General features: G+C 48.4%; 28 protein-coding genes and 1 pseudogene. 6 read left to right on the plus strand and 23 right to left on the minus strand.

Going from position 1 to position 26472, the window contains the following annotated elements:
- Positions 1-2: 2 nt before the first annotated feature.
- The 7 genes from BLHYD_RS14400 to BLHYD_RS14430 all read right to left on the minus strand — a co-directional run bounded on the left by BLHYD_RS14400 (position 3) and on the right by BLHYD_RS14430 (position 6215).
- Entirely contained in the window at positions 3-1019 is a 1017-nt protein-coding gene (locus tag BLHYD_RS14400) for a zinc-dependent alcohol dehydrogenase (protein ID WP_021844982.1), read from the minus strand.
- A gap of 4 nt (positions 1020-1023) precedes the next feature.
- Positions 1024-1821 carry an SDR family NAD(P)-dependent oxidoreductase gene (locus tag BLHYD_RS14405; RefSeq protein WP_040350783.1) on the minus strand — a complete coding sequence of 266 codons (798 nt, stop codon included), beginning with the start codon at positions 1819-1821 and terminating at the stop codon, positions 1024-1026.
- Between the two features lie 20 nt (positions 1822-1841).
- Positions 1842-2597 carry an ABC transporter ATP-binding protein gene (locus BLHYD_RS14410; RefSeq protein WP_005951243.1) on the minus strand — a complete coding sequence of 252 codons (756 nt, stop codon included), beginning with the start codon at positions 2595-2597 and terminating at the stop codon, positions 1842-1844.
- Between the two features lie 31 nt (positions 2598-2628).
- Positions 2629-3390, minus strand: coding sequence for an ABC transporter ATP-binding protein (locus BLHYD_RS14415; RefSeq protein ID WP_005951241.1), 762 nt, complete (start codon positions 3388-3390; stop codon positions 2629-2631).
- On the minus strand, positions 3378-4163 hold the full coding sequence (locus BLHYD_RS14420; protein WP_005951239.1) for an ABC transporter permease: 786 nt from the start codon (positions 4161-4163) through the stop codon (positions 3378-3380). The genes BLHYD_RS14415 and BLHYD_RS14420 overlap by 13 nt, the downstream gene beginning before the upstream one ends.
- 12 nt (positions 4164-4175) lie before the next feature.
- A complete protein-coding gene (locus BLHYD_RS14425; RefSeq protein ID WP_021844980.1) occupies positions 4176-5006 on the minus strand; it encodes an ABC transporter permease in 831 nt (276 codons plus the stop codon).
- 90 nt (positions 5007-5096) lie between these two features.
- On the minus strand, positions 5097-6215 hold the full coding sequence (locus BLHYD_RS14430; protein WP_005951234.1) for an ABC transporter substrate-binding protein: 1119 nt from the start codon (positions 6213-6215) through the stop codon (positions 5097-5099).
- A gap of 235 nt (positions 6216-6450) precedes the next feature.
- On the opposite strand from BLHYD_RS14430, the gene BLHYD_RS14435 reads away from it, so the two are divergent.
- Positions 6451-7527, plus strand: a complete 1077-nt coding sequence (locus BLHYD_RS14435; protein WP_005951233.1) for a LacI family DNA-binding transcriptional regulator — start codon at positions 6451-6453, stop codon at positions 7525-7527.
- An 83-nt stretch (positions 7528-7610) separates the two neighbouring features.
- Here BLHYD_RS14435 and trpA read toward each other — a convergent pair whose 3' ends face one another.
- The 7 genes from trpA to trpE are packed head-to-tail and all read right to left on the minus strand — an operon-like array spanning position 7611 to position 14107.
- A complete protein-coding gene (gene trpA, locus BLHYD_RS14440; RefSeq protein WP_005951231.1) occupies positions 7611-8390 on the minus strand; it encodes a tryptophan synthase subunit alpha in 780 nt (259 codons plus the stop codon).
- Positions 8383-9567 carry a tryptophan synthase subunit beta gene (gene trpB / locus BLHYD_RS14445; protein ID WP_005951229.1) on the minus strand — a complete coding sequence of 395 codons (1185 nt, stop codon included), beginning with the start codon at positions 9565-9567 and terminating at the stop codon, positions 8383-8385. Before trpB ends, trpA begins: the two co-directional genes overlap by 8 nt.
- Positions 9564-10175 (minus strand): phosphoribosylanthranilate isomerase, encoded by a 612-nt coding sequence (locus tag BLHYD_RS14450; protein WP_005951227.1) that lies wholly within the window; start codon positions 10173-10175, stop codon positions 9564-9566. The genes trpB and BLHYD_RS14450 overlap by 4 nt, the downstream gene beginning before the upstream one ends.
- Positions 10172-10957, minus strand: a complete 786-nt coding sequence (gene trpC, locus BLHYD_RS14455; protein WP_005951225.1) for an indole-3-glycerol phosphate synthase TrpC — start codon at positions 10955-10957, stop codon at positions 10172-10174. The genes BLHYD_RS14450 and trpC overlap by 4 nt, the downstream gene beginning before the upstream one ends.
- Positions 10954-11964: an anthranilate phosphoribosyltransferase gene (trpD, locus tag BLHYD_RS14460; protein WP_005951223.1), complete on the minus strand. Its 1011-nt coding sequence runs from the start codon at positions 11962-11964 to the stop codon at positions 10954-10956. The genes trpC and trpD overlap by 4 nt, the downstream gene beginning before the upstream one ends.
- Before the next feature lie 44 nt (positions 11965-12008).
- Positions 12009-12623, minus strand: a complete 615-nt coding sequence (locus tag BLHYD_RS14465; protein WP_005951221.1) for an anthranilate synthase component II — start codon at positions 12621-12623, stop codon at positions 12009-12011.
- Positions 12620-14107, minus strand: coding sequence for an anthranilate synthase component I (gene trpE / locus BLHYD_RS14470; RefSeq protein WP_040350782.1), 1488 nt, complete (start codon positions 14105-14107; stop codon positions 12620-12622). The genes BLHYD_RS14465 and trpE overlap by 4 nt, the downstream gene beginning before the upstream one ends.
- 680 nt (positions 14108-14787) lie before the next feature.
- On the opposite strand from trpE, the gene BLHYD_RS14475 reads away from it, so the two are divergent.
- Entirely contained in the window at positions 14788-15543 is a 756-nt protein-coding gene (locus BLHYD_RS14475; protein WP_021844974.1) for a polysaccharide deacetylase family protein, read from the plus strand.
- Here the strand turns inward: BLHYD_RS14475 and BLHYD_RS14480 are convergent.
- Together BLHYD_RS14480 and BLHYD_RS14485 are read right to left on the minus strand one after the other, a co-directional pair.
- Positions 15440-15823: a hypothetical protein gene (locus tag BLHYD_RS14480; protein WP_021844973.1), complete on the minus strand. Its 384-nt coding sequence runs from the start codon at positions 15821-15823 to the stop codon at positions 15440-15442. The two genes, BLHYD_RS14475 and BLHYD_RS14480, sit on opposite strands and share 104 nt — an antisense overlap.
- A gap of 56 nt (positions 15824-15879) precedes the next feature.
- Positions 15880-16080, minus strand: coding sequence for a hypothetical protein (locus BLHYD_RS14485; protein WP_005951212.1), 201 nt, complete (start codon positions 16078-16080; stop codon positions 15880-15882).
- Between the two features lie 841 nt (positions 16081-16921).
- Between BLHYD_RS14485 and BLHYD_RS14495 the strand changes: the two genes are divergently transcribed.
- Both BLHYD_RS14495 and BLHYD_RS14500 read left to right on the plus strand, forming a co-directional pair.
- A complete protein-coding gene (locus BLHYD_RS14495) occupies positions 16922-17416 on the plus strand; it encodes a methylated-DNA--[protein]-cysteine S-methyltransferase (RefSeq protein WP_005951208.1) in 495 nt (164 codons plus the stop codon).
- A gap of 267 nt (positions 17417-17683) precedes the next feature.
- Positions 17684-18130 (plus strand): hypothetical protein, encoded by a 447-nt coding sequence (locus tag BLHYD_RS14500; protein ID WP_005951206.1) that lies wholly within the window; start codon positions 17684-17686, stop codon positions 18128-18130.
- Positions 18131-18306: 176 nt separating this feature from the next.
- Here the strand turns inward: BLHYD_RS14500 and BLHYD_RS14505 are convergent, their stop codons facing one another.
- From BLHYD_RS14505 to BLHYD_RS14520, 4 genes are all read right to left on the minus strand, one after another.
- Positions 18307-18687 carry a hypothetical protein gene (locus BLHYD_RS14505; RefSeq protein ID WP_040350862.1) on the minus strand — a complete coding sequence of 127 codons (381 nt, stop codon included), beginning with the start codon at positions 18685-18687 and terminating at the stop codon, positions 18307-18309.
- Positions 18688-18756: 69 nt separating this feature from the next.
- Positions 18757-19083: a hypothetical protein gene (locus tag BLHYD_RS14510; RefSeq protein ID WP_005951202.1), complete on the minus strand. Its 327-nt coding sequence runs from the start codon at positions 19081-19083 to the stop codon at positions 18757-18759.
- Between the two features lie 10 nt (positions 19084-19093).
- Complete coding sequence (locus tag BLHYD_RS14515; protein WP_021844969.1) at positions 19094-20029, minus strand: putative ABC transporter permease; 936 nt, start codon at positions 20027-20029, stop codon at positions 19094-19096.
- Between the two features lie 56 nt (positions 20030-20085).
- Entirely contained in the window at positions 20086-20598 is a 513-nt protein-coding gene (locus tag BLHYD_RS14520) for a cysteine hydrolase family protein (protein WP_005951196.1), read from the minus strand.
- 220 nt (positions 20599-20818) lie between these two features.
- Here BLHYD_RS14520 and larE point away from each other — a divergent pair, with 220 nt between their 5' ends.
- Both larE and larC read left to right on the plus strand, forming a co-directional pair.
- Positions 20819-21580: an ATP-dependent sacrificial sulfur transferase LarE gene (gene larE / locus BLHYD_RS14525; protein ID WP_040350780.1), complete on the plus strand. Its 762-nt coding sequence runs from the start codon at positions 20819-20821 to the stop codon at positions 21578-21580.
- The gene (gene larC / locus BLHYD_RS14530) at positions 21580-22989 is read left to right on the plus strand and encodes a nickel pincer cofactor biosynthesis protein LarC (protein ID WP_040350779.1); all 1410 of its coding nucleotides are present in this window, start codon (positions 21580-21582) and stop codon (positions 22987-22989) included. The genes larE and larC overlap by 1 nt, the downstream gene beginning before the upstream one ends.
- Here the strand turns inward: larC and BLHYD_RS17450 are convergent.
- The 3 genes and pseudogenes from BLHYD_RS17450 to ahpC all read right to left on the minus strand — a co-directional run.
- A pseudogene (locus tag BLHYD_RS17450) lies at positions 22965-23680 on the minus strand (ABC transporter ATP-binding protein); the annotation flags it as partial. The gene larC and the pseudogene BLHYD_RS17450 overlap by 25 nt on opposite strands.
- Positions 23681-24065: 385 nt before the next feature.
- Positions 24066-25691, minus strand: coding sequence for an FAD-dependent oxidoreductase (locus BLHYD_RS14540; protein ID WP_005951180.1), 1626 nt, complete (start codon positions 25689-25691; stop codon positions 24066-24068).
- 3 nt (positions 25692-25694) lie between these two features.
- Complete coding sequence (gene ahpC, locus BLHYD_RS14545) at positions 25695-26258, minus strand: alkyl hydroperoxide reductase subunit C (RefSeq protein WP_005951178.1); 564 nt, start codon at positions 26256-26258, stop codon at positions 25695-25697.
- Positions 26259-26472: the final 214 nt, after the last annotated feature.

A 26472-nucleotide genomic window follows, 5' to 3' on the forward strand; every position in this document is an offset into this window, starting at 1 on the left:
GCTTAAATCTCCACAATTACCTTCAAATACTCCGAAGGCGCTTTTATCATATCCTGAATCGTCGCTTCTACTTCCTCGAGTTTTACCATCTTGGTAATCATTGCGTCTGTGGGAATCTTATCGTCATGAATCAGTTCAATGGCCTCCGGGAATTTCTTGTTGGAATTTCTGGAAGGGCACACATCAATCTCCTTCTGCATCAGACGCACCGTATTGATGGATACCGGATTGTGTGGCCAGCCAACTAGGGCAATTCTTCCGCCGTAGCACACATAGTTATGCATCTGCTCCAAAATCACAGGAGCTCCGGTACAGTCAATCATAGCCTCTGGAAGCTTTCCTTGCGTGACTTCTTTTAAGTACTCTTCAATGCCGCCTTCTTTGGAGTTAAAAATGTGCGGCACCCCGTGTTCTTTCGCATAATCCAGACGTTCCTGAATCACGTCCACTAAGATTGGCTCCGCCCCATAATTGATGCAGGCAAAAGATGCCATCAGCCCAATCACTCCAGCTCCGAAAATCACGACTTTTTCTCCCGCTTTGACTCTGGCTCTCGTGGCTGCGTGAAGTCCGATGGTAAAAGGCTCCACCAAAGCCGCATGCTTAAAGCTCAAATCATCCGGTAACTTATATAATAACTGCACGGGATGCAGGAAGTATTCTGCCATCATACCATCCTTATGAACACCGCAGACACGGATATCTGCACAGTTGTTGAAACGCTCTTCTTTGCACATATGGCAGTGGTTGCAGGGAACATAGGGTTCTAGAGCCACCCGGTCTCCTGGTTTTAATCCCTTATCATTCTCTCCAATCTCTTCAATAATTCCCACACCTTCATGTCCCAGTCCGTTAATGGGATATTTCATGGTGGGATTGACCCCTCTGTACGCTGTCACGTCAGAACCGCAAATTCCACACATTTCAATCTTTACCACTGCCTGTCCGGGCACGGCCTTTGGTTTCGGAAACTCCTTTAATTCCAGACTGCCTGGCTTTTCAATACACAATACTTTCATGTTCTTAATCCTCCTTATCGTTTTCTCTGATATAATCCAACGCATTCGGCATAATGCCTGTATTCCAGCCTCCATCTGCAAAAATAATCTGCCCCGCTATATAATCAGATTCTTCGCATGCCAAGAAACAGGCCAGGTTTGCCACTTCTTCTACCTTACCAAACCTGCCGATGGGAGATACGGAAAGAATCTCCTTCTCATTGAGGATTCCTTTTTTCAAAGGAGTCTCCACCATCTCTGTCCGAATCCATCCCGGAGCGATTGCATTTACTTTGATGTTGTAAATGGCCCATTCAGCTCCAAGCTGCTGGGTCAAAAGATTGACAGCGCCCTTGGTAATTCCGTAGGGAACTCTGCCCACGTTGATCATCCGAGTATTTCCAGAGGAAATGTTGATGATACTTCCCCCGCCGTTTTTTCTCATATATTTTCCTACAGCTTGGCAAGTAAACAAAGGAGCTTTCATATTGATCGCGATCACCTCATCCAGAGTCTCCTCTTTCAATTTAAAAGTAGGACAAGGCCGCGCAATTCCGGCACAGTTCACCAAAACATCCAGATGACCATATTTCTCATACAGTTTTTCTGCCATCTGAAAAATAGCCTCCCGGCTTTTCAAGTCAATCCAATAAAACTGAGCGCTCTCTCCCAGTTCCTTGGCCGCCTGTTCTCCCTCATCCAGAACGTCGGCGATCACAACCTGTGCTCCTTCTTCCACATATTTTCTGGCAATTCCAAAACCAATCCCTCTAGCCGCCCCGGTCACCACGGCAACTTTTCCCTTCAGACGATTTCCCTTCATGCTGTCACCTTCTGTCCTTTCTACCACCATTTGATCTTGTCAGTAATATAGTTACGGTATTCGATGAATTTCGGAGAGGTGATATCTCTTGGGCGCGGCAGATCAATGATGACCTCCTCCTTGATCTTAGCCGGCTTGTTCGTCAGAATCATAACCTTTTCCGCCAAATACACCGCCTCTTCAATGTTATGAGTAATAAAGATCACAGTACTTCCCAATTCTTTCCACAGACGAATCACTTCGTCCTCCAGATAAAAACGCATTTTTACGTCCATCTGTCCATAGGGCTCGTCCATCAGCAACAAATCTGGCCTCATGGCAAAGGAACGTCCGATGATAATACGTTGCTCTGCCGACACGGAGAGCTCTCCTGGATAAGACTTCCTAAATTCCTGAAGGCCCATCAAATCCAGAATTTGATTGACTCTCTCGTCAATTTCGTTTTTGGGTAACTTTTTAATTTTCAACCCGTAGGCGATGTTTTCCTCCACCGTCATCCAAGGCAGTGCACTTGGCTCTTGAAACACAAAGGAAATATTGTGTTTTCTAGGGTCCGCCGGTACACCGTCGATGAACAAGTCTCCCTCACTTGGCATATGAATTCTGGTAAGGCAATTCAAAAAGGTACTTTTTCCACATCCTGTAGGCCCAACTACACAGACAAACTCCCCTTTTCGAATATTAAAAGACATATTATCCAGAACCAGAAGATCGCCAAATCGTTTTGTCAGATTTTTCACTTCCACCTTAATGGGTCTGTTATCTTCCACAGGCATAGCTGTCTCCTTTCTTTGTACTTCATACTCGCTAAATAGATAAATCCGTATTATCCGAGATCACAGTACGCAGTTCCAAAAATTCCTTGCTCACCATATCTCTCGGGCGCGGCAGATCAATCGGATACACTTCTTTTACTCTCGCCGGACAATCACTCAGCAAGATAATCCGGTCCCCAAGATAGCAGGCCTCTTCTATATTATTGGTAACGAAAATAATTGTTCTCTTTTCTTTCTCCCAGATCTTCAGCAAATCCTCCTGCATCTGATAACGGGTCTGGGCATCCAGTTTTCCAAAAGGCTCATCCATAATCAAAAGCTTCGGGTCTGCTGCATAAGCTCTGGCGATGCCGACACGTTGCTGCATACCACCAGAGAGCTGCTTTGGATAATAGTCCTCAAATCCCTTCAATCCTACCAATTCGATGTAGTATCTGGCAATCTCTCTTCTTTTCTCTTTGTCCATTCCTCGGAATTTCAGCGCCAACTCTACATTTTGAATCACTGTCTTAAAAGGCATCAGCGCCAGCTTTTGGAAAACCATTCCAATTTCCGGGTTGATTCCCTTCCACTCTTTTCCGTTATAAATAATCTGTCCTTGTGTCGCCTCTTCCAACCCGGATATAATATTCAGTAAAACTGTCTTGCCGCAACGTCCAGGTCCCAGGATTACTAGAAATTCTCCGTCGTACACATCCAGACTCACTTCATCAATTGCTGTAAAATAACCTTTTTCTCCAAAAAATGTTTTGGAGAGTCCCTTTACTTCCAATCTCTTATTTAATTGTTCCATGGGCATACCACCTTTTCAAGCTTTTGCAGAATCACAGACAGCAGCGCTCCTATGATTGCAATTGTAATGACTGATACCAGTACCAGGGCTAAATCACTTCCCTGCCATCCCCGGGTTACCAAAGAACCAAGTCCTTCTTTTGCTCCTAACATCTCCGCCGCCAGCACCGTTGTCCAGCCGGAACTCACAGAAGTTCTAATTCCCGCGAAGATGGAAGGCAGAGCTGTGGGAATCACGATATCTTTTAAAATCTGACGGTTATTTCCACCGAAGATCTTTCCCACATGGATATTAATTCTGTCCACCATCTCAATTCCCGCGGAAGTATTGATAACCAAAGGAACAAAGGTACCGATAAATACCAGGAGTACCTTTGGAAATTCTCCGATGCCGAACCACATAATGATAATCGGAATCCACGCGATCGGCGGAATGGGACGGATGACCTCAAAGATACTTCCAAAAAACGCACGAGCTTTCCTGTTCCATCCGATTAAGATACCAAAGAGAATACCGAAAGCCCAGGCTACCAGCAATGCCAACAATACTCGTCTTAAGCTGGCCCAGGCATGACCAATCAAAGTTACCTTAGCAATGGGTTTCGTAAAGGTTTTTACAAAACGGGCCCCTACTTCCTGGGGAGCCGGCATCAGCTCTGGATGTACTCCTGAAAAACTGACCCACCCTACGATAATCAGCAAAACCGCCAGAATTGGAAGTCCCCAATAAAGAAGATTATGTATACTTTTTTGCTTTCTGCTTATCTGATCCATCTTGTACCCCTCCTATCGGTTTACTTTCCAGCGAAGGAAATATTTTTCAGCACGGGATAAAATCAGAGAGAGAACTGCTCCGATTGCTCCGATCACAACCATGCCGACGATTACAATATCTGGACGGGCAACGGTACGTCCAATTTGAATCATATATCCAAGACCTGCTGTCGCTGCCAGCATTTCCGCCGCTACCAGAGTAGACCAAGAGTTGCCGAGCGCCACGCGGATGCCTGCAAATACCATGGGAAGAGAGGAGGGTACTCCCACCTTCCAGAAAATCTCCCGGTTAGACGCTCCAAATGTTCTCGATACATCGATCAGAGTCTTGTTTGTCAGTTTTATTCCTGTGTATGAATTTATGACGCAAGGCACAAAAGCAGTGAAGAAAATAATCAACGCTTTGGCCTTCAAACCTACGCCCATCCACACAACAACCAATGGAATCCAGGCAATCGGCGGAACTGGACGTACAAGCTCAAAAATTGGGCGGATAAAACGGTCCGCGTAAGTCCACCAGCCCATCAACAATCCCAGCGGAACACCGATGATAATTGCCGCACAAAAACCGGACAGAGCCACCTGCAAGGAAGCTAGAATGTCAATTCCCAGCACATTGCCGTCCGGAGCCTTATTTCCTATTTTATAGATCAATGTGTCCAAAATCTTCGTCGGAGCCGGCAGCATCTTTTCATTCACCAGGCCGGTCACTACCGCAAGCTGCCAGATCACCAGAACGGTAAGTATGCCTGCCGCGCTGAGAAAAATATATTTTACATTCTCCTTCTTTTGCTTATTACGCCAGGACTGCAGCTGCGCTTCTAAGTTTTGTTTCTCTTTCATAATCAAGCAGTCTCCTTTTATTTTTTCGTCCGCCGGCAGGGGCTTAATCCCATGCCGGCGGAAATTCATTCGCTAAACAAAAAATCTTGCTTATTCTGCCTGTGTGCCAGCTCCCTCCTGTACTTCCTTCAGCAGCTTGCTGTCCACATGTCCCGCAAATTTCTCACGGTCAGCCTCTGTATAGTTTCCAACGCTGATGAAGAAGTCCAGCACATCCGTCATGTTGTTTTCCATAACGCTCATATCCGTTCCCTCTGCTTTATCTTCCATCATAGCAACTGCTTCATCTAGAGTATAATAAGTATCTGCTTCCACGTATTTTCTCGCAGTATCTTCCGTCATGGTACTTCCGTTCTCATCATTCATGTCCACACAATAGGTCACAGTTTCGTCTGGGTTTTCTTTCATCCAGTCCATAGTTTCGAAATAAACCTTCATGAATATCTTCATTGCTTCATATTTTTCTTCGTCTGCATAGCTATTTTTATTCGCCACAAAGCTACACATCAAGCCGGAATCAACCAATGGACCACTGGCTGCCGCTGTATATTTATCTGTTTCTTCAAGCATCTTGAAGGTTCCACCGCTTCCAGTCAGAACACAAGCATCTCCTTCTCCTGCGATAAATGCACTATAAGCAGTCGCCGGGTCCATAGCTACAAACTCCACATCGTCCTGTGTCAGACCAAAGCCTTCCAGCATTTTCACCAACACATACTGGGTAACACTCCCTGTATTACAAAGAATGGATTTTCCTTTCCAGGTCTCTGCACTTCCGTAGATCTCATCGTTAATGCTGTTATTTCCTTGTCCTGCCTTCACAATATCAGAATCGTTTCTCGTGAAGACATACTGTGTTCCATCGTCTGTATTGCTGGACCCCAAAATCTTAGCATCATAGCCTAAAACTCCGGCAAACACACCGCCGATTCCCGTACATCCAATGTCCCATCCGTCAGAGGAGAGAGATTCCATCTGTACTGGTCCATTGGTAAACAAAGCATCCTCGATTGCCAGTCCTTCTTCCTCAAACCAGCCCTTCTCCTCTGCGATATAGACGGGCAGCCAGTTTAAGCTCCCTCCGATACCGGACACCGTCAGCTCATATTTTGTGTCTGCTGAGCTGTCTCCGCCTCCGCAGCCAACCAGCGTTCCTGCCGCCAGCGTAAATGCCAAACCTGTTGCAATTGCTTTCTTCATCACCTTCATAGTAAACCTCCTGTTTTTATTTTTTGAGTTTCCTTTGTTTATATTGATTACTATTCCTTATATTTTCTAAACAAAGTCTAGCAATTTATTTAATCAAAAACAAGCTCTATTTTACACAAACGTTTGCTTTCTTAGGATTTTGTATTATAATATAATTATAGCGAAGTTGTTTTTGTACTATTTTCACAGTTTTATATTTCTATAAATAGTAATTTTACACAAAGGAGGAGTTTTTATGACCCTGAAAGAGATCGCGCTGGAAGCCGGAGTCTCCATTTCCACGGTTTCCCGCGTCATCAACAACACCGATTCCAAGGCGGCAAGCCCCGAAGTACGTGAAAAAATTTGGGAAATCGTGCGTCGTACCGGGTACACGCCGAACCCGGCCGCCCAGAACCTGAAACGAAGAAAATCCTATTCTTCTGTGAATTCTCACTCGCTTGCCTGTCTGTTTGCACGTACGCCCACAGACATCAACGACCCCTTCTTTTCCACCCTGGCGAAAAGCGTGGAAGTGGAAGCCTACAAACAGAATTACATCCTAAAATCTTCTTTCACGCCCTTTGATATCACCAAATCTGAAAATTTTCGGCTTATTCTAGACAACAACGTAAACGGTGTGGTGATTCTGGGCAGATGCGACAAGACGACACTGAAATTTTTAAAACAGCATTTCAATTATGTAATTTATACTGGTCTGAACGGAATCGACGCCAATTACGATCAAATTTTATGCGATGGATACGGGGCAAGCCTGTGCGCAATGGAATATCTGATACAGCTCGGCCACAAGCATATCGGCTACCTGGGTGAAATCAACATGGAAAACCGCTATACCGGCTACCGGGACGCGCTGAAAAAAGAGCTTCTGCCCTTTGATTCCACCTATGTATCCGCTGTCCCTTTCTCATCCAAAGGGGGCTACGACGGTATGCTGAAGCTGCTGGAACAGCAGCCTAAGATCACTGCTGTCTTCTGTGGAAATGATATCACTGCCATAGGAGCACTTCGGGCCATCAAGGACCGGGGCTTTAAAATCCCCAGGGACATTTCTGTAATTAGTATAGATGATATCGATATCGTGCAGTATCTCTCCCCTATGCTGACCAGCGTACATATTCCTGTAGAAGAAATGGGCAAAATGGCTGCTAAAACTTTAATCGACCGTATCTGCGGCGGTCATACTCTCCCCATGAAAATCCACCTGCCATGCTATCTAGCAAAAAGGGAGAGCTGCGACAAACCGCGGACTGGCCCACTGTTTCCTGCCCCGCAGAAGAAAGTGCCGGCTTCTAAAACAGCTTCTGAATAAATGGCGTCCCTTCCGCAGCAAAAACAAAGGACCGGATACCTTTTCTTTTTCACAGGTATCCAGTCCTTTGTCACACTCTGTTTCTAAAAGCTCTGTTCCATGGCCGCCTTCATATCACGCACATACCGACTCACTGGCTCTATGCAAGCCTCTTTATACTCCCCGCACAGTTTCACAATCGCGCTTCCCACAATGACTCCATCCGCGCACCGGGCCATCTCTCTGGCCTGCTCCGGTGTGGAAATCCCAAAACCGACGGCGCAAGGGATATCCCGGGACTGCTTTACCAGCTTTACCATGGCTTCGACGTCCGTCGTAATCTGGGAACGCACGCCCGTCACCCCCAGAGAAGAGACGCAGTAGACGAACCCTTCCGCCTCCCTGGCAATCATAGAAACCCTCTCTTGGGAGGTGGGCGCGATCAAGGAGATAAACGCCAGGCCATACCGCTGGCACACTGCCTGAAATTCCTCCTTTTCCTCGTAGGGCACATCCGGTAAAATCAGCCCGTCCATTCCTACCTCGACAGCCTTTTTCACAAACCTCTCGATGCCATAGGAAAATACCACATTGGCATAGGTCATGAACACCAAAGGCACAGAAGACTCCTGTCGCACCTCGTCCACCATCTTGAAAATTTTATCTGTGGTAACTCCTGCGGACAAAGCCCGGATATTGGCTGCCTGAATCACCGGCCCCTCAGCAGTGGGGTCTGAAAACGGAATTCCCAGCTCAATCAAATCCGCGCCCGCCTTTTCCATGGCGCACACCAGCTTCTTTGTCACCTCCAAAGAAGGGTCCCCACAAGTGATAAATGGAATAAATGCTTTTTTCTTTTGAAATGCCTGTTCAATTCTACTCATAGATTTCCTCCCCACAGTATCTGGCAATGGCTGCGCAGTCTTTATCGCCCCTGCCTGAGACGTTGATAACTAAAATCTGATCTTTTCCCATCTCTTGGGCCAGCTTTCTGGCATAGGCCACCGCATGGGCACTCTCGATGGCTGGGATAATCCCCTCCGTCCTAGAAAGATACTCAAAGGCATCCACCGCCTCATCGTCAGTGACCGCCACATACTCAGCCCTCCCAGTATCATACAGCCATGCGTGTTCTGGTCCCACACCTGGATAATCCAACCCGGCAGAGATCGAATATACCGGAGCGATCTGTCCGTACTCATCCTGGCAGAAATAAGACTTCATTCCGTGAAAAATCCCCAGGCTTCCTGTAGAAATCGTCGCTGCCGTCTCTGCGGTGTCAATCCCTCTACCAGCCGCCTCACAGCCGATCAGTCTCACGTCCTTGTCCTCGATAAAATGATAGAAAGCTCCGATGGCATTGGAGCCACCGCCCACACAGGCCAGCACTGCATCCGGCAGCCTCCCCTCCTTTTCTAAGATTTGTGCCTTGATCTCCCTGGAAATTACGGCCTGGAAATCCCGGACAATCGTAGGAAACGGATGCGGCCCCATACAGGAACCCAGAACATAGTGGGTATCTGAGATTCTCTTCGTCCACTCCCGCATCGTCTCAGACACCGCATCCTTTAAGGTCGCCGTTCCCGCAGTCACCGGATGCACCTTTGCTCCCAGCAGCCTCATCCGATACACATTCAGTGCCTGTCGCCTCGTGTCTTCCTCGCCCATGAAGATTTCACATTCCATCCCCATCAACGCGGCAGCAGTGGCCGTGGCTACCCCGTGCTGTCCGGCCCCAGTCTCCGCGATCACTCGGGTCTTGCCCATCTTCTTCGCCAAGAGCACCTGGCCCAACACGTTGTTGATCTTGTGAGCGCCTGTGTGATTCAGGTCCTCTCTCTTCAGATAGATTTTTGCTCCGCCTAAATCTTTGGTCATTCTCTGCGCATAATACAGTCTAGACGGTCTTCCTGCATACTCATTCAGCAATTCCGACAGTTCCTCCTGAAACTGAGGGTCCACCTTATAGTGATTGTACGCTTCCTCTAACTCCAACACTGCGTTCATCAGGGTCTCCGGTATATACTGTCCCCCGTGAACGCCAAAACGTCCTTTACTCATTCTTCCATCCTCCTCACCGCAGCCACCGCCGCCTTTATCTTCTCTTGGTCCTTATATCCTTCTGTCTCCACTCCGCTGCTTACATCTACGCACCAGGGCCGCACCCTTTTTACAGCCTCAGTCAGATTTTCCAAGGTCAGCCCGCCCGCCAGAATAAAAGGACGGTCCATACTGCCGATCAAGCCCCAGTCAAAAGTCTTCCCGGTCCCCCCGGCTCCCTGATCGAACAGCACATAGTCTGCACTGCTGTCTTTCGCCCGGCGCACATCTTCCCGTGAGGCGACAGAAAAAGCCTGAATCACCGGTACATCCGTGAGGCCGCGAAGCCTCTGAATATAGTCCTCATCCTCCTGACCGTGAAGCTGAATCATGCGGATAATGCCCTCTCGCGCCAGCCTTGCCGGCAGTTCGGCTGGGGCATTTACGAACACTCCCACCGGGGTAATCCGTCCGTCCAGCCGTATAGACAGTTCGGCTGCCCTTTCAGGGCTTACATTTCTTCGACTCCTGGGAACCTGTATGATAAATCCACAGTAATCTGGGCCTGCCTCATTGACATTGGCAATGTCTTCCTCCCGGCTCAGCCCGCAAATCTTAATCCTCGTCATCCTATTTTCCCTCTCAGCTCTCGAAGCATCGCTTTCTTATCCGGCGCACGCATCAAAGTCTCCCCAATCAATACTGCGTCTGTCCCGTTTTCGTAGAGGACTCTCATGTCCTGGGAAGTTCGTATCCCGCTCTCCGACACAAAGGGAATTTCTTTGGGCACCATTTTTCGAAGCCGGATGCTGTTGCCCACATCCACCTGAAAGGTCCGCAAATCTCGGTTATTGACTCCGATCACCTGAGCCTTTGCCCGAAGTGCCCGCTCCACTTCCCTCTCGCTGTGAGCCTCCACCAGCGCTGCCATCCCTAGTTCCTGAGTCAGTTGTCCATACGCTTTTAGCTGCCCATCGTCCAAAATACCGCAGATCAACAAAACCGCGGCCGCTCCCATCTCTTTTGCCTCATAGATCATGTACTCGTCCACAGTGAAGTCCTTTCTCAGCACCGGAATCCCCACCTGACTGGCGATTTCCCTCAGATACCGGTCCCTTCCTTGGAACCAATACGGCTCCGTCAGACAAGAAATCGCGGCTGCCCCTGCCTGTTCGTACTCTGCCGCAATGTCCAGATAAGGAAACTCCTCTGCAATCACTCCCTTAGACGGGGACGCCTTTTTTACCTCACAGATGAAGGATAACTCTGACTGGCGCAAAGCTTCTGCGAACGACGGCGCCAACCTGCTGTTTTCCTCAGCCGCTTTTCTTTGCTCCGCAAGGGAAAAGATCATTTTCTTTTTTTGAATCCTCTCCTTGGTCCTCTCTGCGATTTGTTCCAATATATTCATCGGTTGCTCTCCTTGATAAATTCTTCCAGCTTTCTCAGCGCCAGGCCCTCGTCGATAAGCCGCTCAGCGAGACGCACTCCATCCTCTATTGTACCTGCTTTTTGGGTAATGTAAAGAGCTGCTCCTGCATTTAAGCAAACTGCACAGCGTTTCGCCCCTTTCTCGCTTCCATCCAGAATCGCTCTGGTAATCTGCGCATTCTCCTGGGGCGTGCCGCCTGTCAGTTCTTCCTTCCTGCAACGGCTATAGCCGAACTGCTCCGGAGCGATCTCATAAGACTGGAACCAGCCGTCTCTGATCTCACAGACCGTCGTCGGCGCACTCATGGAAATTTCATCAAGCTTATCTTGTCCATAGACCACCATGCCTCTGTGCACACCCAGCTTCGCCATAACCTGTGCCAGCGGCTCCACCAACTCCTCCTCATAGACTCCCATCAGTTCCATATTCGCCCCTGCCGGGTTCGACAATGGTCCCAGGATGTTGAACACCGTCCGTATTCCCAATTCCTTTCGAATCGGCGCCACATATTTCATTGCGATGTGATAGTTCTGCGCGAACAAAAAGCAGATATTATCTTGTGTCAAAAGCTTCGCGCTGCGTTCCGGCGGAAGTGTGATCTTTACTCCCAAAGCTTCCAGCACATCGGCTGCTCCACACTTCGACGACGCTGCCCGGTTTCCGTGTTTTGCCACCGGCACGCCTCCTGCCGCGATCACCATGGCCGAAGTCGTAGATATATTGAAGGAATTGGCCCCATCTCCGCCTGTTCCCACGATCTCCAAAGCCTCCACATCGTGGAGCAGCTTTACACAGTGAGCTCTCATGCCTGCCGCTGAAGCCGTGATCTCGTCAATGGTCTCCCCCTTCAGGGACAGAGCAGTCAAATATGCAGACATCTGTACATCCGTGGCCCGCCCCTCCATGATCTCATTCATGACCTCTTCGGCCTCTTGATAGGTCAAATCCTCTTTTCTGGAAAGTTTCATAATCGCTTCTCGAATCATTGTCTCGTCCTCCTGTCATCTATTTTATACTCTTAGAATCGCTTTTATTTCCATCCTAACGGCCGCTTTTCGCCAGCCAAAAGAAAGTTCTCAATCATCTTTGCTCCCTGAGGTGTCATCACTGACTCCGGATGAAATTGTACCCCATAGATGGGATACTTTCGGTGTTCCACCGCCATGACCTCTCCCTCATTGGTCATAGCCGTCGCCTTCAGTTCTTCCGGCAGACTCTCCGCTGCCAGCGAATGGTATCTGGCCACCGTCACTGGATTTTCCAGTCCCCTGAACAAAAGACTGCCTGTGTCCGCCTGAATTTCCGAAGTCTTGCCATGCATCAGCTCCTTCGCGTAGGTAATCTTTGCGCCATACACCTGGCAGATCGCCTGATGTCCCAGACACACCCCCAAGATTGGTATCTTTCCGGCGAAATGCACAATCGCCTCCTGACAGATGCCAGCCTGCTCCGGTCTTCCTGGCCCCGGCGACAGAATCAGAGCCTTTGGCCCCATTTGCTCGATTTCTCCTATGGTGACTGCATCGTTTCTTCTCACCACAATCAATTCTTCCTGACTGCCGCCTTTCAGCTTTTCATAGACACTGCCTGCCATTTGATACAGGTTATAGACAAAACTGTCATAGTTATCAATCAATAAGATCATAAGCCGCCTCCTTCTGCCTCTCTCAGCGCCTGTACCACTGCCTTCGCCTTATTCGTACACTCGGCAAATTCCCGCTCCGGAACACTGTCAGCCACGATACCAGCCCCCGACTGCACGCATACCTTTCCATTTTTCTTGTAGGCCAGACGGATAGAAATGCACACATCCAGATTTCCAGTGAAATCCAGATAGCCGATGGCGCCTCCGTAGATTCCCCGTTTTTCCTGTTCCAGCTCCTGAATGATCTGGCAGGCCCGAATTTTGGGCGCTCCTGAGAGCGTCCCTGCCGGCAGAACCGCACTGACCGCGTCCAGTGCGTCCCGGTCCTGGCGGATCTGTCCCTTTACTGTGGAACCGATGTGCATCACATGAGAAAATTTCTCGATTCCCAGATACTGTTCCACCTTTACACTCCCCAGCCGACTGATCTTCCCCAGGTCATTTCTGCCCAGGTCCACCAGCATGTTGTGCTCCGCCAGTTCTTTCTCATCGGCCAGAAGTTCTCTCTCCAGAGCCTTATCCTCTTGTTCTGTCTCACCACGGGGCCGTGTTCCCGCCAAAGGAAAGGTATGCAAAATCCCATCTTCCAGCTTCACCAGCGTCTCCGGTGACGCGCCCGCTACCTCGATATCGTCACTGGAAAAGTAAAACATATATGGAGATGGGTTGGAGGTCCTCAACACCCGGTAAGTATCAAAAAGGCTCCCCTGGGCCTTTGCCCGTAGTGGGTTAGAGAGTACCACCTGGAAAATATCCCCTTCGCGGATATAGTACTTTGCCCTCTTTACCATCTCTTGAAACCGTTCTTTGGAATAGACGGGCTTTAGTTCGTCTTCCAGCCGCAGCGGTTTAAAATCCGCTCTTGCGCCGCTGTTTAACAGCCGTTCCAGTTCTTCCAGCTCCTTTGCCGTTTTCTCATAGGAGCTTTTCGCATCCTGCGGATCTACTCCAGCGATCAGCAGAAGCTTTTGACGATAATGATCGAACACAATCACCTTGTCAAACAACATCAAATCCACATCCCGAAAAGAATCCCCCTTTAAATTTTTCTCTCTCAAAGACGGCTCCGCGTATTTCAGGTAGTCATAAGAAAAATATCCCACCAGCCCTCCGGTAAACGGGGGAAAGCCTTCTAATCTCGGACTTTTATACTTTTTCAAAATCTCCCGGATTCTGTCGTTGGGAGTCCCTGTACAAATTTCCTCTTCCCCTGTCACCAGGTCTTCCGACAGCCAACGTATCCTCATCCTGCCGTCTGTGCAGGTGAATTCCAGGGTTGGCGAGTATCCCAAAAAGGAATACCGCCCCCACTTTTCATCCTTATGGGCACTTTCCAGCAGATAACAGTGTCTGCTGGCCGCCCGCAGCGTCCGCATCACCTCTATGGGGGTATACCGGTCCGCATAAATCTCCTTTTTCACCGGAATCCGCCCATAATCTGCTTTTTTTGCAATCTCTCGAATTTCTTTCAGCTCTGGAATCATTTTGGTCTCCTCCTGTTCTGACCGCTGGCCACTGTTCGGCATTCGTACCATAACACACCTCTGTACAAAGTGGGCAAGTCTACTTCAACTCCCCCTTTCCCCCAAGCTTTGAGGGCCGCGTCCCACTTTGCGCGCCGCCGCAACATTTCTTTACGGTGAAATTCCCCATTGCTGCGTGCGCTTCCTTAGCGGAACGTTTGTGTAATAAGAGGGAACTTTCGTGCATTAGCATGGTAAGTTCTTACTATTTATTACACAAAAGAAAACCCGCCCTCGACAGAAAATAACTTCTGTCAAGGACGGGTGAAAATCCACTCCGCGGTGCCACCTTGATTCGCAGAGAACACTCTCTGCGCACTTGCTAAGATACTATCATATCCCTGGCAACTGACGTATGCCTTCACGTCACAGAATACTCAGGTTTCCCCTTTGACTGTGCCCTCCGCGGTCCATTTGGCAACCTGCATCTCGGCCCGGCTCTCACCTTCCCGGACTCTCTGTGCGCGCATAATTGCTTTGATCTCCGCTTCATCGGTTTATCCTGATGAAATTTTTTATAATTATATGCTCCCTTTTTTCAAATGTCAAGATATTTTTAGAGGCTTTTCGTTTCTATCCACCGCATAGCCGCTCCATTCCTGTCATATACTGTGTAAACAAGCTTTCATGGAGTGTGAATTGTGAAAAAACATATCTTCTCTTCCCTGCTGTGGATTTTCTCGCTAATACTCACAGCCTGCGCCATCCGCTATCTGCCTGATATGGTCTCTGTCAGCGCCAACGCGACGGGTATGGAACTGCCCGTCACCAGCGTTGAAAGATCTGATTCCAGGCTTTCCTTGACCTTCAGCGCCGCCGGCAACTGTCTGGAGCTGTCCAACCTCCTGGAAATCCTGGACTCTCACCAAGTCAAGGCAACCTTCTTCCTCACAGGCACCTGGACAGACCGGTATCCAAACGAGACCGCTCAGATCGCCAAAGCTGGACATCAGCTAGGAGTTCTCGGCGATCATTACCAAGATTTCACTTCCCTGAACCGTCAGGAAATCCTGCTGGAACTTAGAACTACCAGCGACAAAATCCAAGAACTGACCGGCATCCGCCCAAAGCTCTTCCGCCCTCCCTACGGAACCTACAACAATGAAGTGATACGCTCAGCTTCCGACTGTGGCCTCACCACAGTCACCTGGAACGTGGATTCCCTGGACTGGAAAGACCAGGGAGAAGACGCCGTTATCGACACAATTTTAAATCACCCTCAATTTGGCAGCGGTGCAATCCTCTATTTTCATGTCGGCGCTAAGTACACGCCCAAGGCCCTAGACAGTCTTCTCACAATCCTGGAAAAGAAAAACTATCAGGCGGTCCCTCTGTCCCAGCTTCTGTATGAGAAAAACTACACGCTGGACACAGAAGGCAGGCAGTTTCCCTTATAGCCTTCGGCCATCCTCCAATACCTGATACCTTCGAAATTCCATAGCTGCTTTTCCGAATTGCCGCTAGGAACACCACGGCAAATTTGCTCGGATTTGCATACTCCACCATCCCTGTAACCTCAGACACAGATTTCTGCGTCAATACAAGGAGCCACGCTCCCCTCTCCAGCCGCAGACTGCCGCCGAATACGGCCACGTAGATGACAGCCCCTCTCCATCTTTTATCCACCAGAAACAAAACCAACCGAATCGCGTCCAAAATCAGAATATAGTACTGCATCACGCGATACCTGCCCACTCAAAGTGCTTTTTTTAATTCTACGCTCCAGCAGACCTCTAACCAAGCCGCTGACCAAATACGCATACAACCCAAATAACAGCCTGGTAAAAACACACCAACACCCCATCCCCAGCATGAGAGTCCCCCACCAACGGTACCATCACACCGATTAACGGAATGAAAATCTGAACAACTCCAATGAATACCGCTGTGAAAATGCTGACAGAGACCGACCCGTCCATAACCGAAATCGCCATGGAAGTCAGTTATTCCAATCAGGGAAATTTCACCACCGCATCGCCTAACCCCAAAGTAGTCCATCTAACTGTCGCTATCCATCCATACATGTGGTATAATAAAGACATTCTAAGAATCAAATCTGTCACCTGGAAATGGAGCCGAAACATTGTTCCGTTCATAATAAAAGGTTTTGCCGCACCATCAGCTAAAATTTGTCCCTGCGTGGGCGGAAATTCGCAACAATGAGCTAATGCAAAATTGGGAACTTGCGAAAGATAATAAACCGTTAAACAAATTTAACCCACTAATATCGCGAAGAGACAATACTAGGAACAAAGTGGGCAAGTCCACTTCAGTTTTCCCATCCCCTCAATCTTTGAGGGGCGCAGCTCACTTTACGTGCCGCCGCAACACCGCTTTGCGGTGAACTACCTTATTGCGGCATGCGCATCCTTAGCGGAACATTTATGTTATTGGAAAGAGCTTTCACGCATTAGCGTGACAAGGTCTTTCCAATAACATAAAAAATAACGATTTGGATTATAGACATTTGTTCCCTGAAGTACTGCTGGCTGTGGCAGGTGAAGATTTTATCGTTTGCGCTTATGTGAATGATGGAAGCATACGACTATACGACGTAAAACCATTAATTCAAAAAGTCAGTATCTTTAAAAAATCACAGACAATGATGTCTTTCCGAAAACACTGACTGTGATGAATCATTCCATTGCATGGGAGCTTACCAGAAATCGTGACGAACATAACTGTATTGACGTTGACCCGTTTAATATTTTCGAAAGTCCCACCGCAAAAAATATTCCTAGTCGTTCCTATAACAAAACACTCAGGAGGTAGAAAATGCAGTATACCAGTTATTATCACTCCCCTATTGGCCGCATACTTCTGGCATCAGACGATCTCGGCCTGACCGGTTTGTGGTTTGAAGGGCAAAAATACTTCGCTGACGGCCTGGATACAGAACACCGTGAGCTAAAAACTCCGCTCTTGGAAAAAGCAAAGAGCTGGCTCACCGTCTATTTTTCAGGAAAAGAACCAGATTTTTCTGTACCACTGCACCTTGCAGGAACGGCCTTTCAGCGAGAAGTCTGGGAAATTCTCTGTACCATTCCCTACGGACAGACTGTCACTTACGGTCAGATTGCTAGACAACTCGCCGCCAAAAAGGGCCTTCCTCATTTATCTGCCCAGGCAGTCGGCGGCGCTGTAGGCCACAACAAAATTTCTATCCTCGTGCCCTGTCACCGCGTCGTCGGAGCAAATGGCAGCCTTACAGGATACGCCGGAGGGATTGACAAAAAACAGGCTCTGCTGAACCTAGAAAAAACAAAATAACAAAGTAGGCAAGCCCACTTCAACTCTCCCATCCTCTCAATCTTTGAGGGGCGGGTCCCACTTTGCGCGCTGCCGCAACACTATCTTGCGGTGCACTACCTCATCGCGGCGTATGCATCTTTAACGGAACGTCTCTGTAATAAGAAAGACCTTGTCACGCATTAGCGTGACAAGGTCTTTCTTATTACAGAATAAATAGCTTGCTTACCCCCCCCCAAAAAAAATATATAATGATCTATATAAATTATTTCTAGGAGGACGTCACAGATGGCAAGTGAAAAAAAGGTATTCAACATCATCAAAGAAGCAGGCTTTGAACCAATCGAAGACAAAGGAATTATCGTAAAATACGCTCCCGAAAATCTAAGCGCCAAAATTGCTCAGTTTTTCAGTCTGGAATATTATGTTTTACAGCTCTGCAAAAGCGAACTAATTTTCCTGCCTTTTAGCACAATCACAGCAGGGTTGAAAAGAGAAATCGCTTTGCAGCTTCCTTACTCCACAATTCAGACAGTATCTGTCAAAGAAGATCTATTGAATTATCTCATTTCCATCACAACAGACACAGACACCATCACTTTGTCTACACAACAAAAAGAATTAAGCGATTTCCGCTCAGCAGGCTTTTTGACATTTGGGGGCTTAACTGCGTCAAACTGGCACAAAAAAAATTTTGACGGCACACTCAAGACACTGCAAAGCCTGAACAGCTAAGCTCTCTATGCTAACTGCCTGGAAATGAAACGCGTCTAGGTCCCACCTATGGTTAACACCATACACCGAATAAGGCCAAACATCCTCTGCAAGCCTGCACCGAATGTTTGGCCTTATTCGCCGCGTGGTGAATAGTCGTGGAAAATTACTGTGCACCTCATCGAAACGGGATAACCTTATTTTTTGAGGGCTTTTTGGGCCAGCCGGGTATCTCCCCAAGGAGTTCTCAGCAGAGCTTCCCCGTCAATGATGCCTGCTTTGATGATCTCAATGGGCATCTCCAAATCTGAAATTTTTTTGCCGTCTATACAGCATTTTGCCTGAAATTCTCCAAAGTCCTTATATACTTCATCCTGAAAAACAAAGTATATATTTTCCTTCTTTTCCTCCTCATTGGCAGGAAGAACACAAGAACCCATCCTGTATTTTTGGCCGTTGTATAAAAATTCAATCAGAGTAAATGCCATATCGTTATCATAATCTGATTTGATAATCTCCACGACATCCCCAGACATAATCCATAAAGACTTTTTTTCTTTTTCCCCAAATCCAAACATAACACATTCTCCTCCCTTCTGAAGAATACAGCCTGCTTTGTGCATCTCCATTTGTGAACGCTGCTTTGCTTATTTCACAATGTATTTCTCCTCAATTTTGTGGTAATACCAGACTATGAGAGCCAGCCCCAGCGTACCGGCCAGTACCAGCATTACAACCGAGAAAAGCGGCAAAAAAAATTCTACAACTCCGCTTACCCAGAACGGAATAGAAAAAACACACCACATCTTCGCGTTCGCCCGATTGTACGCCTTGACATCTCTGACCTTCGACTCAGGTACTTCTATGCCAGACCAAAACCACATAGGCTTTTTCCTTTGCCTCGCATAAATCCCAATCAAGACAAACAGCAAAGCAGCTCCCCATGACAAAATTAAATAAATGATGTTTCCCATAGGCTACCTCCTATTTCTTCTTTCTCTTCTCCTGGGCAATCTCTTTCAGCTCTTGGAGTGCGTCCGCGAACTTCCGTGAGGTGATACTCGGATGTGATTTCAGCATACTTCTCTTGTAAAAACCCAGACGCTCACGCAGACTGCTACGACGCTCACGAACCACGATATATTTATTCTTCAGCTGCTCAATTTCTTCCCGGAACTGTTCCGCCACTTCCCTTAAATTCACATCACTGCCACCGTCTTTAGGTTGCAGAATATCCAATCGCGTCTTAATATCCTGCAAAATCTCATTGACACGATATTTCACCTGAAATCTCTCAGCCTCTTGTGAAACCCTAGGCCCTGCAAAGGCGATGATCGCATCCAGCCTTCCTTGAACCTTTTCCATCTCCTCTTTTACTTTGGTCATCTTCTCCAGCATTGTACGGATATCCAAAGCCGCCTTGAAGGACAATGCCATATCAGAAGTCACATAGATCGTAAGAACCGTGGCCAGCACGTCCTGAAGCGTCTGATTCAGTGAGAGGATCAGATGTTCCACAGGTTCATGGATGAACCGAACCATGAGAATCGTCAGTAGCCCCCAGGCTAGTGTGGTTCCCAGACATACATAGCCGTGGATGTTAAAAGGCTTATCACTGTAATCCCAGTATCTCACCTTGAACAACGCTTCCATGCACGCCCCGGTAATATACTCCAAAATTGTCGCGCCTATCGCTCCAAAAATATAAGTCAAAACTAGACTGTCTCTCACAGGTATTGTGACAAACAACATCATAACCGCCCCTGAACCATACAAAGGCAGAAACGGCCCCCGCATAAACCCCCGGTTTACAAACTTCTTCTTATGAATTGACACATAGGCAGACTCGATACACCAGCCAAAAAAACAATATATATAAAAAAACAGCAGCCATTGCGCTAAATTGTACTGAAAATCCATACAGCCTCTCCTTCTTTTTCTTCGTCAGCATTTACTTTCCCCAGTTCAAAAAAACTTCAAATCACATCAATCTGACATACCTTCATGGCCTTCAGAGCGTTCTCATGCGTCTCTGGCGTCACTCCCGCACAGCAGCGGCTGTCCACCACAATTCTGACCTCCGGAAATTTTGCCTTTAAGATCATGGCATTGGAGATTACACAGATGTCCGTGCACAGCCCCACCAGCTCAATCTGCTCGATTCCGCCAAGGGTGCCGAGATACTCGGCCAGCTTCAGTGAACCGAATGCTGGCTTATCAATCACCTTCGCCCCATCCACATACAGGCCCTCTGCGATTTCCCAGCCTTTGCTGCCTGAAATACAGTGTTCCACCGGCAGCCTCTGGCCTTCCTGTGTGTTCAGGTAATCCGTCTGATGAGTGTCTCTGGTATAGACAATACATTCATCCTGTTCCTGGTATCTGCGGATTTTACTTCTCACATCTTCCACTATTCCTTCTGCCTCCGCAGTTCCCAGAGCTCCATCTACAAAATCATTCTGCATATCTATCACTGCTAATACCTTCATTTTTCTTCCTCCTGTCCATTTTTCACACCATCTATGACCACAATTTCACCGCCTCCGGCCGTATAGACGGCAGCCCTGTGAGGCTGTTCTTTTCTTGTGTCTGTTATGTTAACTATCTTAGTCCTTTCCGGGCCAGAGTACAAGTAAAACCTTTCTAAACTTGCACAGAAACACCTTTTTTGTTAAACTGAGGCCAAAAGCTTTGAAAGGAGCAGCTTTTATGACACGATCACTATACGAATATCTTCAAAAAAGTCCGCCCTTTGCCCTCGCTTTCTCCGGCGGTGTGGATTCGGCCTATCTGCTGTACGCAGCGATGAAAAACCACTGCCAACTGACTGCTTATTTCATAAAAACACCTTTCCAGCCTCAATTTGAGCTGGATGACGCACTCAGGCTCGCAGAAGAACTGAGCGCCCCTCTAAAGGTACTTTCACTGGATATTCTAGACAGAGAGGTAATCATATCCAATCCTGCGGACCGTTGCTATTTCTGTAAAAAAGCACTGTTCACAGCTCTGACCTCCCAGGCAAAAAGAGACGGCTATACCCTGGTCTTTGACGGAACCAACGCCTCAGACCAGACAGACGACCGTCCCGGGATGAAAGCTCTCACTGAGCTACAAGTCCTCTCTCCGCTAAGGGAGTGCGGCCTGACTAAGCAGACCATCCGCCAGCTTTCCAAGGAAGCAGGACTTTTCACTTATGACAAACCTTCCTATGCCTGCCTGGCCACCAGAATTCCTACAGGCACCAGAATTACCGGTAATCTTTTGAACAAAATAGAAACCTGTGAACAGTCCCTGGCCCATTTGGGCTACCGGGATTTCCGCATTCGCCTGTTGGACGGCTGCGCAAGGCTCCAACTTCTGGAGTCACAATTTCCCCAGGCTTTGCGACAAAAAAATCAGATCCGAGAACTACTTTTGCCACACTTTAAGGAAGTATTACTGGACCTGACACCCAGAAAAGGAGACGACTGATGAGAACACTTTACTTAGAATGTAAAATGGGAGTTTCCGGCGATATGATGCTGGGAACCCTGCTGGACCTGATTCCCGACAAAAATCAATGGATTCAAAAATTCAATGAGATAGGAATCCCTCATATGAGAGCGGAGTGGAGACGTGAAACCCGCTGCCAGATTTCAGGCACTCATGTTTCCATCTATATACATGGTCAGGAAGAGCACAGTGAAGACCTTCCCGGAACACCCGTATGTCCAGACACCCTCCATGGATATCTGAAACACGAACCTCACGATCATGTGCACCCTGACCCACATCATGAGCCCCATGATCACGTACATCCTGACCCGCACCATGGCCCCCACGATCACGTACATCCTGACCCACACCATGGCCCCCACGATCACGTACATCCTGACCCGCACCATGGCCCCCATGATCACGTACATCCTGACCCACACCACGGACATCACAGTCACAGCACATTGGCCTCTGTTCAGGAAATCATTTCATCCTTGAAAGTTTCGTCGACTGTCCAAAAAAAAGCCCTGGAAATCTATCAGCTTTTGGCTGAGGCTGAGGCCGCCGTACACGGAAGAACCGTGGAGCTGATTCATTTTCATGAGGTGGGACAGTTGGATGCAGTTGCAGACATTGTGGGAACCTGTATGCTGATAGAGGAACTAGCCCCAGACAGAATCATCGCCTCCCCCATCCACGTGGGAAGCGGCCAGGTTCGCTGCGCTCACGGCATTCTCCCCGTGCCCGCACCTGCCACCGCCCTTTTACTGAAGGGAATTCCCTTCTACAGCCAGGACATCTCTGGCGAGCTGTGCACACCTACCGGTGCCGCACTTATGCGCTATTTCGTAGACGAGTTCACCCCTTCCCCTCTTGTCCGGTACGACCGAATCGGCTGCGGGCTCGGCACCAAGGAACTGGAAGCTGCCAACATCCTACGCGCTTTTTGGCAGGAGGAGACACAGGTGCACAATTCCAGTCAACGAATTGCGGAACTTCGCTGTTCTTTAGACGACATGTCTCCGGAAGCCGTCGGCTACGCCCAGGAGCTTCTGCTGGAAGTCGGAGCTTTGGATGTCTTTACTATGGCGATTCAGATGAAGAAAAACCGCCCTGGCACGCTGCTGTGTGTCTCCTGCCGGGAGGAACAGGCCGATGACATGGCCCGTCTTCTTCTCACACACACCACCACCGCCGGGGTTCGAAAACTGCTCTATGACCGCTACACGCTGGACTACTATTTTACGGAAAAAGAATTCCCGGAGGGCAAGGTGCGCCTCAAACACTATACCGGTTACGGCATTGAAAAAGTAAAGCCGGAATATCAGGATGTTGCAAACATTGCCCAAAAAACCGGACAGTCCTACAATCAGGTCTTTCAAAAGGTTCTGGAAGATTTGTGATTATGAAAGTCCCCCTCCACTTCTTCTCGTATTCTCACAAAGTCCCGATAGGTACCCGCCTGAGCCATCAGCTCCTGGTGGGTTCCTTTTTTGGCCACTGTCTGATTGTCAAGCACCAGAATCTGATCTGCGTTTTCAATCGTAGCCAATCTGTGAGCGATCGTGATAATCGACTTGCCGCAAGTCAGCGCAGAAAGCGCCTCTTGAATCAGATGCTCATTCTCAGGATCTATACTGGAGGTCGCCTCGTCTAAATTACAATCAGCGCGTCCTTTAAAATCGCTCTCGCTATGGAGATTCTCTGCTTTTCTCCGCCGAACAGTGAAGAACCTCCTTCTCCTACCAAGATATCATAGCCCTGGGGTAGCGCCATAATAAATTCATGACGCTGAGCCGCCCTTGCAGCCTGAATCACCTCTTCCTCCTTAGCCTTGAGATTTCCAAAAAGAATGTTGTTGCGAATGGTATCCCGGAAAAGATAGACATTCTAAAACACCATGCTGATATTTTTCAGCAGGCTGTCGCAAGTAAATTTTCTCACCTTTATCCCGACGACTGTGATACTGCCCTGACTTACATCGTAAAAACGAGCGATCCGCCTGCGCAGAGTCGTCTTTCTACTGCCAGACGGCCCCACAATTGCCGCTGTCTTTCTCTCCGGTATCGCAAAATTTAGTTTTTTCAAAACTATCTCTGCTGGTCCTTCCTGCTTATCCCCCCCTCATATCCGAAGGAAACATCGTCCCCCCCTTACTGTTCTTAGTAAAATGTCCAAAGAAAACTCTCTTTAACATATCTCCCAGATGAATTCTCTAACTGGAGGACACCTACATTATCATCATCGCCCCCTTTGATCTATTAAGAACTCCGATTGCTGTTTGCTGTCCAGCAAGTGATGCTGCGTGCCGGTGGCACGCGTCTAGCACGGACCAAAATGGAGCAAAAAACTGCTCCTACGGACGTGGCAGCCGATCGCCGGACACACAAAAATGAAACCGAAGAGGCGGCCCGTGTAATCTCCTCAAATGTAGAGGTGGAATACACAGGACTGAATGCTCTTCGGCTCCTTTTTCAATTTAATCTTTCAACAATTCCAGCAGCTGGCGGACATTCTTCTTTCCAAATGTCACCTGGCTGTCATTGATGACCAGGCACGGAACACTCATGACCTGGTATTTTTCTCTCAAATCCGGATAATGGTTCAAATCATAGATCTCCGCCGTCACATTCGGATTCTCTGCCGCGATCTTCTGAGCAGCGGTCACCAGCTCCGGACACATCGTACAGGACAAAGAAACCAGAACCTTCATGTCCACTCTCCGGCCGATGGCCTGAATCCCGGCCTTCGTATCTTCGTCGAGAGCCTGTCCCGGCCCGGCCGCATTGTACAGTCCCAGCACAAAGGAGGTGAATTCATGTCCTCCTGGGACTCCGTGAAAGGCCAGTCCTGTGCAGCTACCGTCCTCACGGCACACTTGCACGCAGGGAAGCGCCATGGACGGCTCTGCATTCTCCGCCTGCTCCACAGACAGCTTGTTCGTCAGTGCACAAAGCTCCTCCATATATTGACACAGTTCCCTAGAAATACCGGTATCATCTAAGAAAAGCCTCAGTCTCAGCTTCGATTCCATCTTTTCAAAGACTGTGTTCAGCTGCGCCAGCATATCCGCGGTAAACAGACCGCCCGCGGACTGCTCTTTCTCCTCGCTGCTGCCCGTTATAGCCTTCTCTATCACCGGATAGATTCCAGTCTTACACTGCATCGCCGCTGCGTATTTCTCCAACTCAGTGGCAGCCAGGGCTCCCTCTCCCACTGCGGTAACTACCTGGCGCAGCGGTTTCACACACACATCTCCCGCCGCGTAGAGTCCTTCTACATCCGTCCTCTGGCTACGGTCCGTGATGACATAGCCTTGTTCATTCAATTCTGCCAGCCCTCGTATCAGTTCTGTGGCCGGCGCATATCCGGCAAAAACAAAGACGCCGAAGGTCTCCCCTTCTGCCGAACGGTACTCCGTCACCTGTCCGGTCTTCGTGTTTTTATAGCGCAGATATGTCAAAGAAGAATCTCCTGCGACCTCTTCCACCTGGGTGTTAGTCAGAATCGTGATCTTCTCATGGTCCCTCGCGAGCTGTGCGGTGGTCTTTGCACAGGTAAAATCCTCCTCTCGGATGAGAATCGTTACATGGCGGGCATATTTTGTCAGAAAAACACTCTCTTCCGCAGCGACAAAGCCGCCTCCCACCACAAAGACCTCCTTGCCTGTGAAAAACTCTCCGTCACAGGTAGCACAGTATGCCACTCCGTGTCCTCGAAACTCTTCTTCACCTTTGAAACCTACCATTCTGGGATGAGCTCCGGTAGCCAGCAGCACCCCAAAGCACTGCAACTCTCCTCGGCTGGTCTTTACTGCCTTCACATCGCCGTTTAGCATCAGCCCTTCCACCTCCGCCAGTAGAAATTCCGCTCCGAAACTCTGGGCTTGTTTTCTCATGGTATCTGTGAGCGCAGTGCCTGAGGTTCTCTCCACTCCGGGATAGTTCACCACCTCAGAAGTAATCGTGATCTGGCCACCAAAATGATCTTTCTCCACCACCAGGACTCGGTAGCGGGCCCTGGCCAAATACAGCGCTGCCGTCAGCCCGGCCGGGCCTCCGCCGATCACCACGACATCATAAAAATTTTTCAAGTTATCGTCCATAGATTACAGCTGCCCCACCAGATCGAGACTTGGTTTCAGAGTGTCGGCGCCTGGCTGCCATTTGGCCGGGCACACCTCGTCTCCGTGTTCTGCCACAAACTGGCTGGCCTGCACGCGGCGCAAAAGCTCGTCCGCATTTCTTCCCACATTTCCTGCAATCACCTCATAAGCCACAATCTGTCCCTGTGGATTCACAATGAAGCTTCCTCTCTCCGCCACACCGCTTTCCTCGATGTAAACTTCAAAGTCCTTCGCCAATGCATGAGTCGGGTCCGCCAGCATCGGATACTGAATCTTCTGAATCCGCTCCGAAGCGTCATGCCAAGCTTTGTGGACAAAATGTGTATCGCAGGAAACCGAATAAATCTCACAACCGATCTCTTTAAATTCCTCATATTTATTCGCTAAATCTTCCAGCTCCGTGGGGCACACAAAGGTGAAATCCGCCGGATAGAAGAAAAATACGCTCCATTTTCCCAGAATATCCTCTTTCGTAACCGTTTTAAACTCATTGTTTAAATACGCCTGAACAGTAAAATCACTGATCTCCTTATGAATCATCGCCATTTGTGAAAACCTCCTTTAATCTTATCTTGCTTAAGTTAGTTATTACTAACTTTTTAGATATTATACTTTATTCATCCACTATTTGTCAAGACCTTTCTTTCAGTCATATGAGGAAATAGTTACTGTTCACTCACTTGCAGTTCGTGAGCAGTAACACATTTCGCGGGATATTGACAGCCTGAATTGTAACAGGGAATAGTTTAAACTCAAAAAA

This window comes from Blautia hydrogenotrophica DSM 10507 (assembly GCF_034356035.1).
Lineage (GTDB): Bacteria > Bacillota > Clostridia > Lachnospirales > Lachnospiraceae > Blautia_A > Blautia_A hydrogenotrophica.

Bases quoted from the DNA above. Each gene is read 5' to 3' on its own strand.
- BLHYD_RS14400 (WP_021844982.1), bottom strand. From the start codon at position 1,019: ATGAAAGTATTGTGTATTGAAAAGCCAGGCAGTCTGGAATTAAAGGAG.
- BLHYD_RS14405 (WP_040350783.1), bottom strand. From the start codon at position 1,821: ATGAAGGGAAATCGTCTGAAGGGAAAAGTTGCCGTGGTGACCGGGGCG.
- BLHYD_RS14410 (WP_005951243.1), bottom strand. From the start codon at position 2,597: ATGCCTGTGGAAGATAACAGACCCATTAAGGTGGAAGTGAAAAATCTG.
- BLHYD_RS14415 (WP_005951241.1), bottom strand. From the start codon at position 3,390: ATGGAACAATTAAATAAGAGATTGGAAGTAAAGGGACTCTCCAAAACA.
- BLHYD_RS14420 (WP_005951239.1), bottom strand. From the start codon at position 4,163: ATGGATCAGATAAGCAGAAAGCAAAAAAGTATACATAATCTTCTTTAT.
- BLHYD_RS14425 (WP_021844980.1), bottom strand. From the start codon at position 5,006: ATGAAAGAGAAACAAAACTTAGAAGCGCAGCTGCAGTCCTGGCGTAAT.
- BLHYD_RS14430 (WP_005951234.1), bottom strand. From the start codon at position 6,215: ATGAAGGTGATGAAGAAAGCAATTGCAACAGGTTTGGCATTTACGCTG.
- BLHYD_RS14435 (WP_005951233.1), top strand. From the start codon at position 6,451: ATGACCCTGAAAGAGATCGCGCTGGAAGCCGGAGTCTCCATTTCCACG.
- trpA (WP_005951231.1), bottom strand. From the start codon at position 8,390: ATGAGTAGAATTGAACAGGCATTTCAAAAGAAAAAAGCATTTATTCCA.
- trpB (WP_005951229.1), bottom strand. From the start codon at position 9,567: ATGAGTAAAGGACGTTTTGGCGTTCACGGGGGACAGTATATACCGGAG.
- BLHYD_RS14450 (WP_005951227.1), bottom strand. From the start codon at position 10,175: ATGACGAGGATTAAGATTTGCGGGCTGAGCCGGGAGGAAGACATTGCC.
- trpC (WP_005951225.1), bottom strand. From the start codon at position 10,957: ATGAATATATTGGAACAAATCGCAGAGAGGACCAAGGAGAGGATTCAA.
- trpD (WP_005951223.1), bottom strand. From the start codon at position 11,964: ATGATTCGAGAAGCGATTATGAAACTTTCCAGAAAAGAGGATTTGACC.
- BLHYD_RS14465 (WP_005951221.1), bottom strand. From the start codon at position 12,623: ATGATCTTATTGATTGATAACTATGACAGTTTTGTCTATAACCTGTAT.
- trpE (WP_040350782.1), bottom strand. From the start codon at position 14,107: ATGATTCCAGAGCTGAAAGAAATTCGAGAGATTGCAAAAAAAGCAGAT.
- BLHYD_RS14480 (WP_021844973.1), bottom strand. From the start codon at position 15,823: ATGCAGTACTATATTCTGATTTTGGACGCGATTCGGTTGGTTTTGTTT.
- BLHYD_RS14485 (WP_005951212.1), bottom strand. From the start codon at position 16,080: ATGGCGATTTCGGTTATGGACGGGTCGGTCTCTGTCAGCATTTTCACA.
- BLHYD_RS14495 (WP_005951208.1), top strand. From the start codon at position 16,922: ATGCAGTATACCAGTTATTATCACTCCCCTATTGGCCGCATACTTCTG.
- BLHYD_RS14500 (WP_005951206.1), top strand. From the start codon at position 17,684: ATGGCAAGTGAAAAAAAGGTATTCAACATCATCAAAGAAGCAGGCTTT.
- BLHYD_RS14505 (WP_040350862.1), bottom strand. From the start codon at position 18,687: ATGTTTGGATTTGGGGAAAAAGAAAAAAAGTCTTTATGGATTATGTCT.
- BLHYD_RS14510 (WP_005951202.1), bottom strand. From the start codon at position 19,083: ATGGGAAACATCATTTATTTAATTTTGTCATGGGGAGCTGCTTTGCTG.
- BLHYD_RS14515 (WP_021844969.1), bottom strand. From the start codon at position 20,029: ATGGATTTTCAGTACAATTTAGCGCAATGGCTGCTGTTTTTTTATATA.
- BLHYD_RS14520 (WP_005951196.1), bottom strand. From the start codon at position 20,598: ATGAAGGTATTAGCAGTGATAGATATGCAGAATGATTTTGTAGATGGA.
- larE (WP_040350780.1), top strand. From the start codon at position 20,819: ATGACACGATCACTATACGAATATCTTCAAAAAAGTCCGCCCTTTGCC.
- larC (WP_040350779.1), top strand. From the start codon at position 21,580: ATGAGAACACTTTACTTAGAATGTAAAATGGGAGTTTCCGGCGATATG.
- BLHYD_RS14540 (WP_005951180.1), bottom strand. From the start codon at position 25,691: ATGGACGATAACTTGAAAAATTTTTATGATGTCGTGGTGATCGGCGGA.
- ahpC (WP_005951178.1), bottom strand. From the start codon at position 26,258: ATGGCGATGATTCATAAGGAGATCAGTGATTTTACTGTTCAGGCGTAT.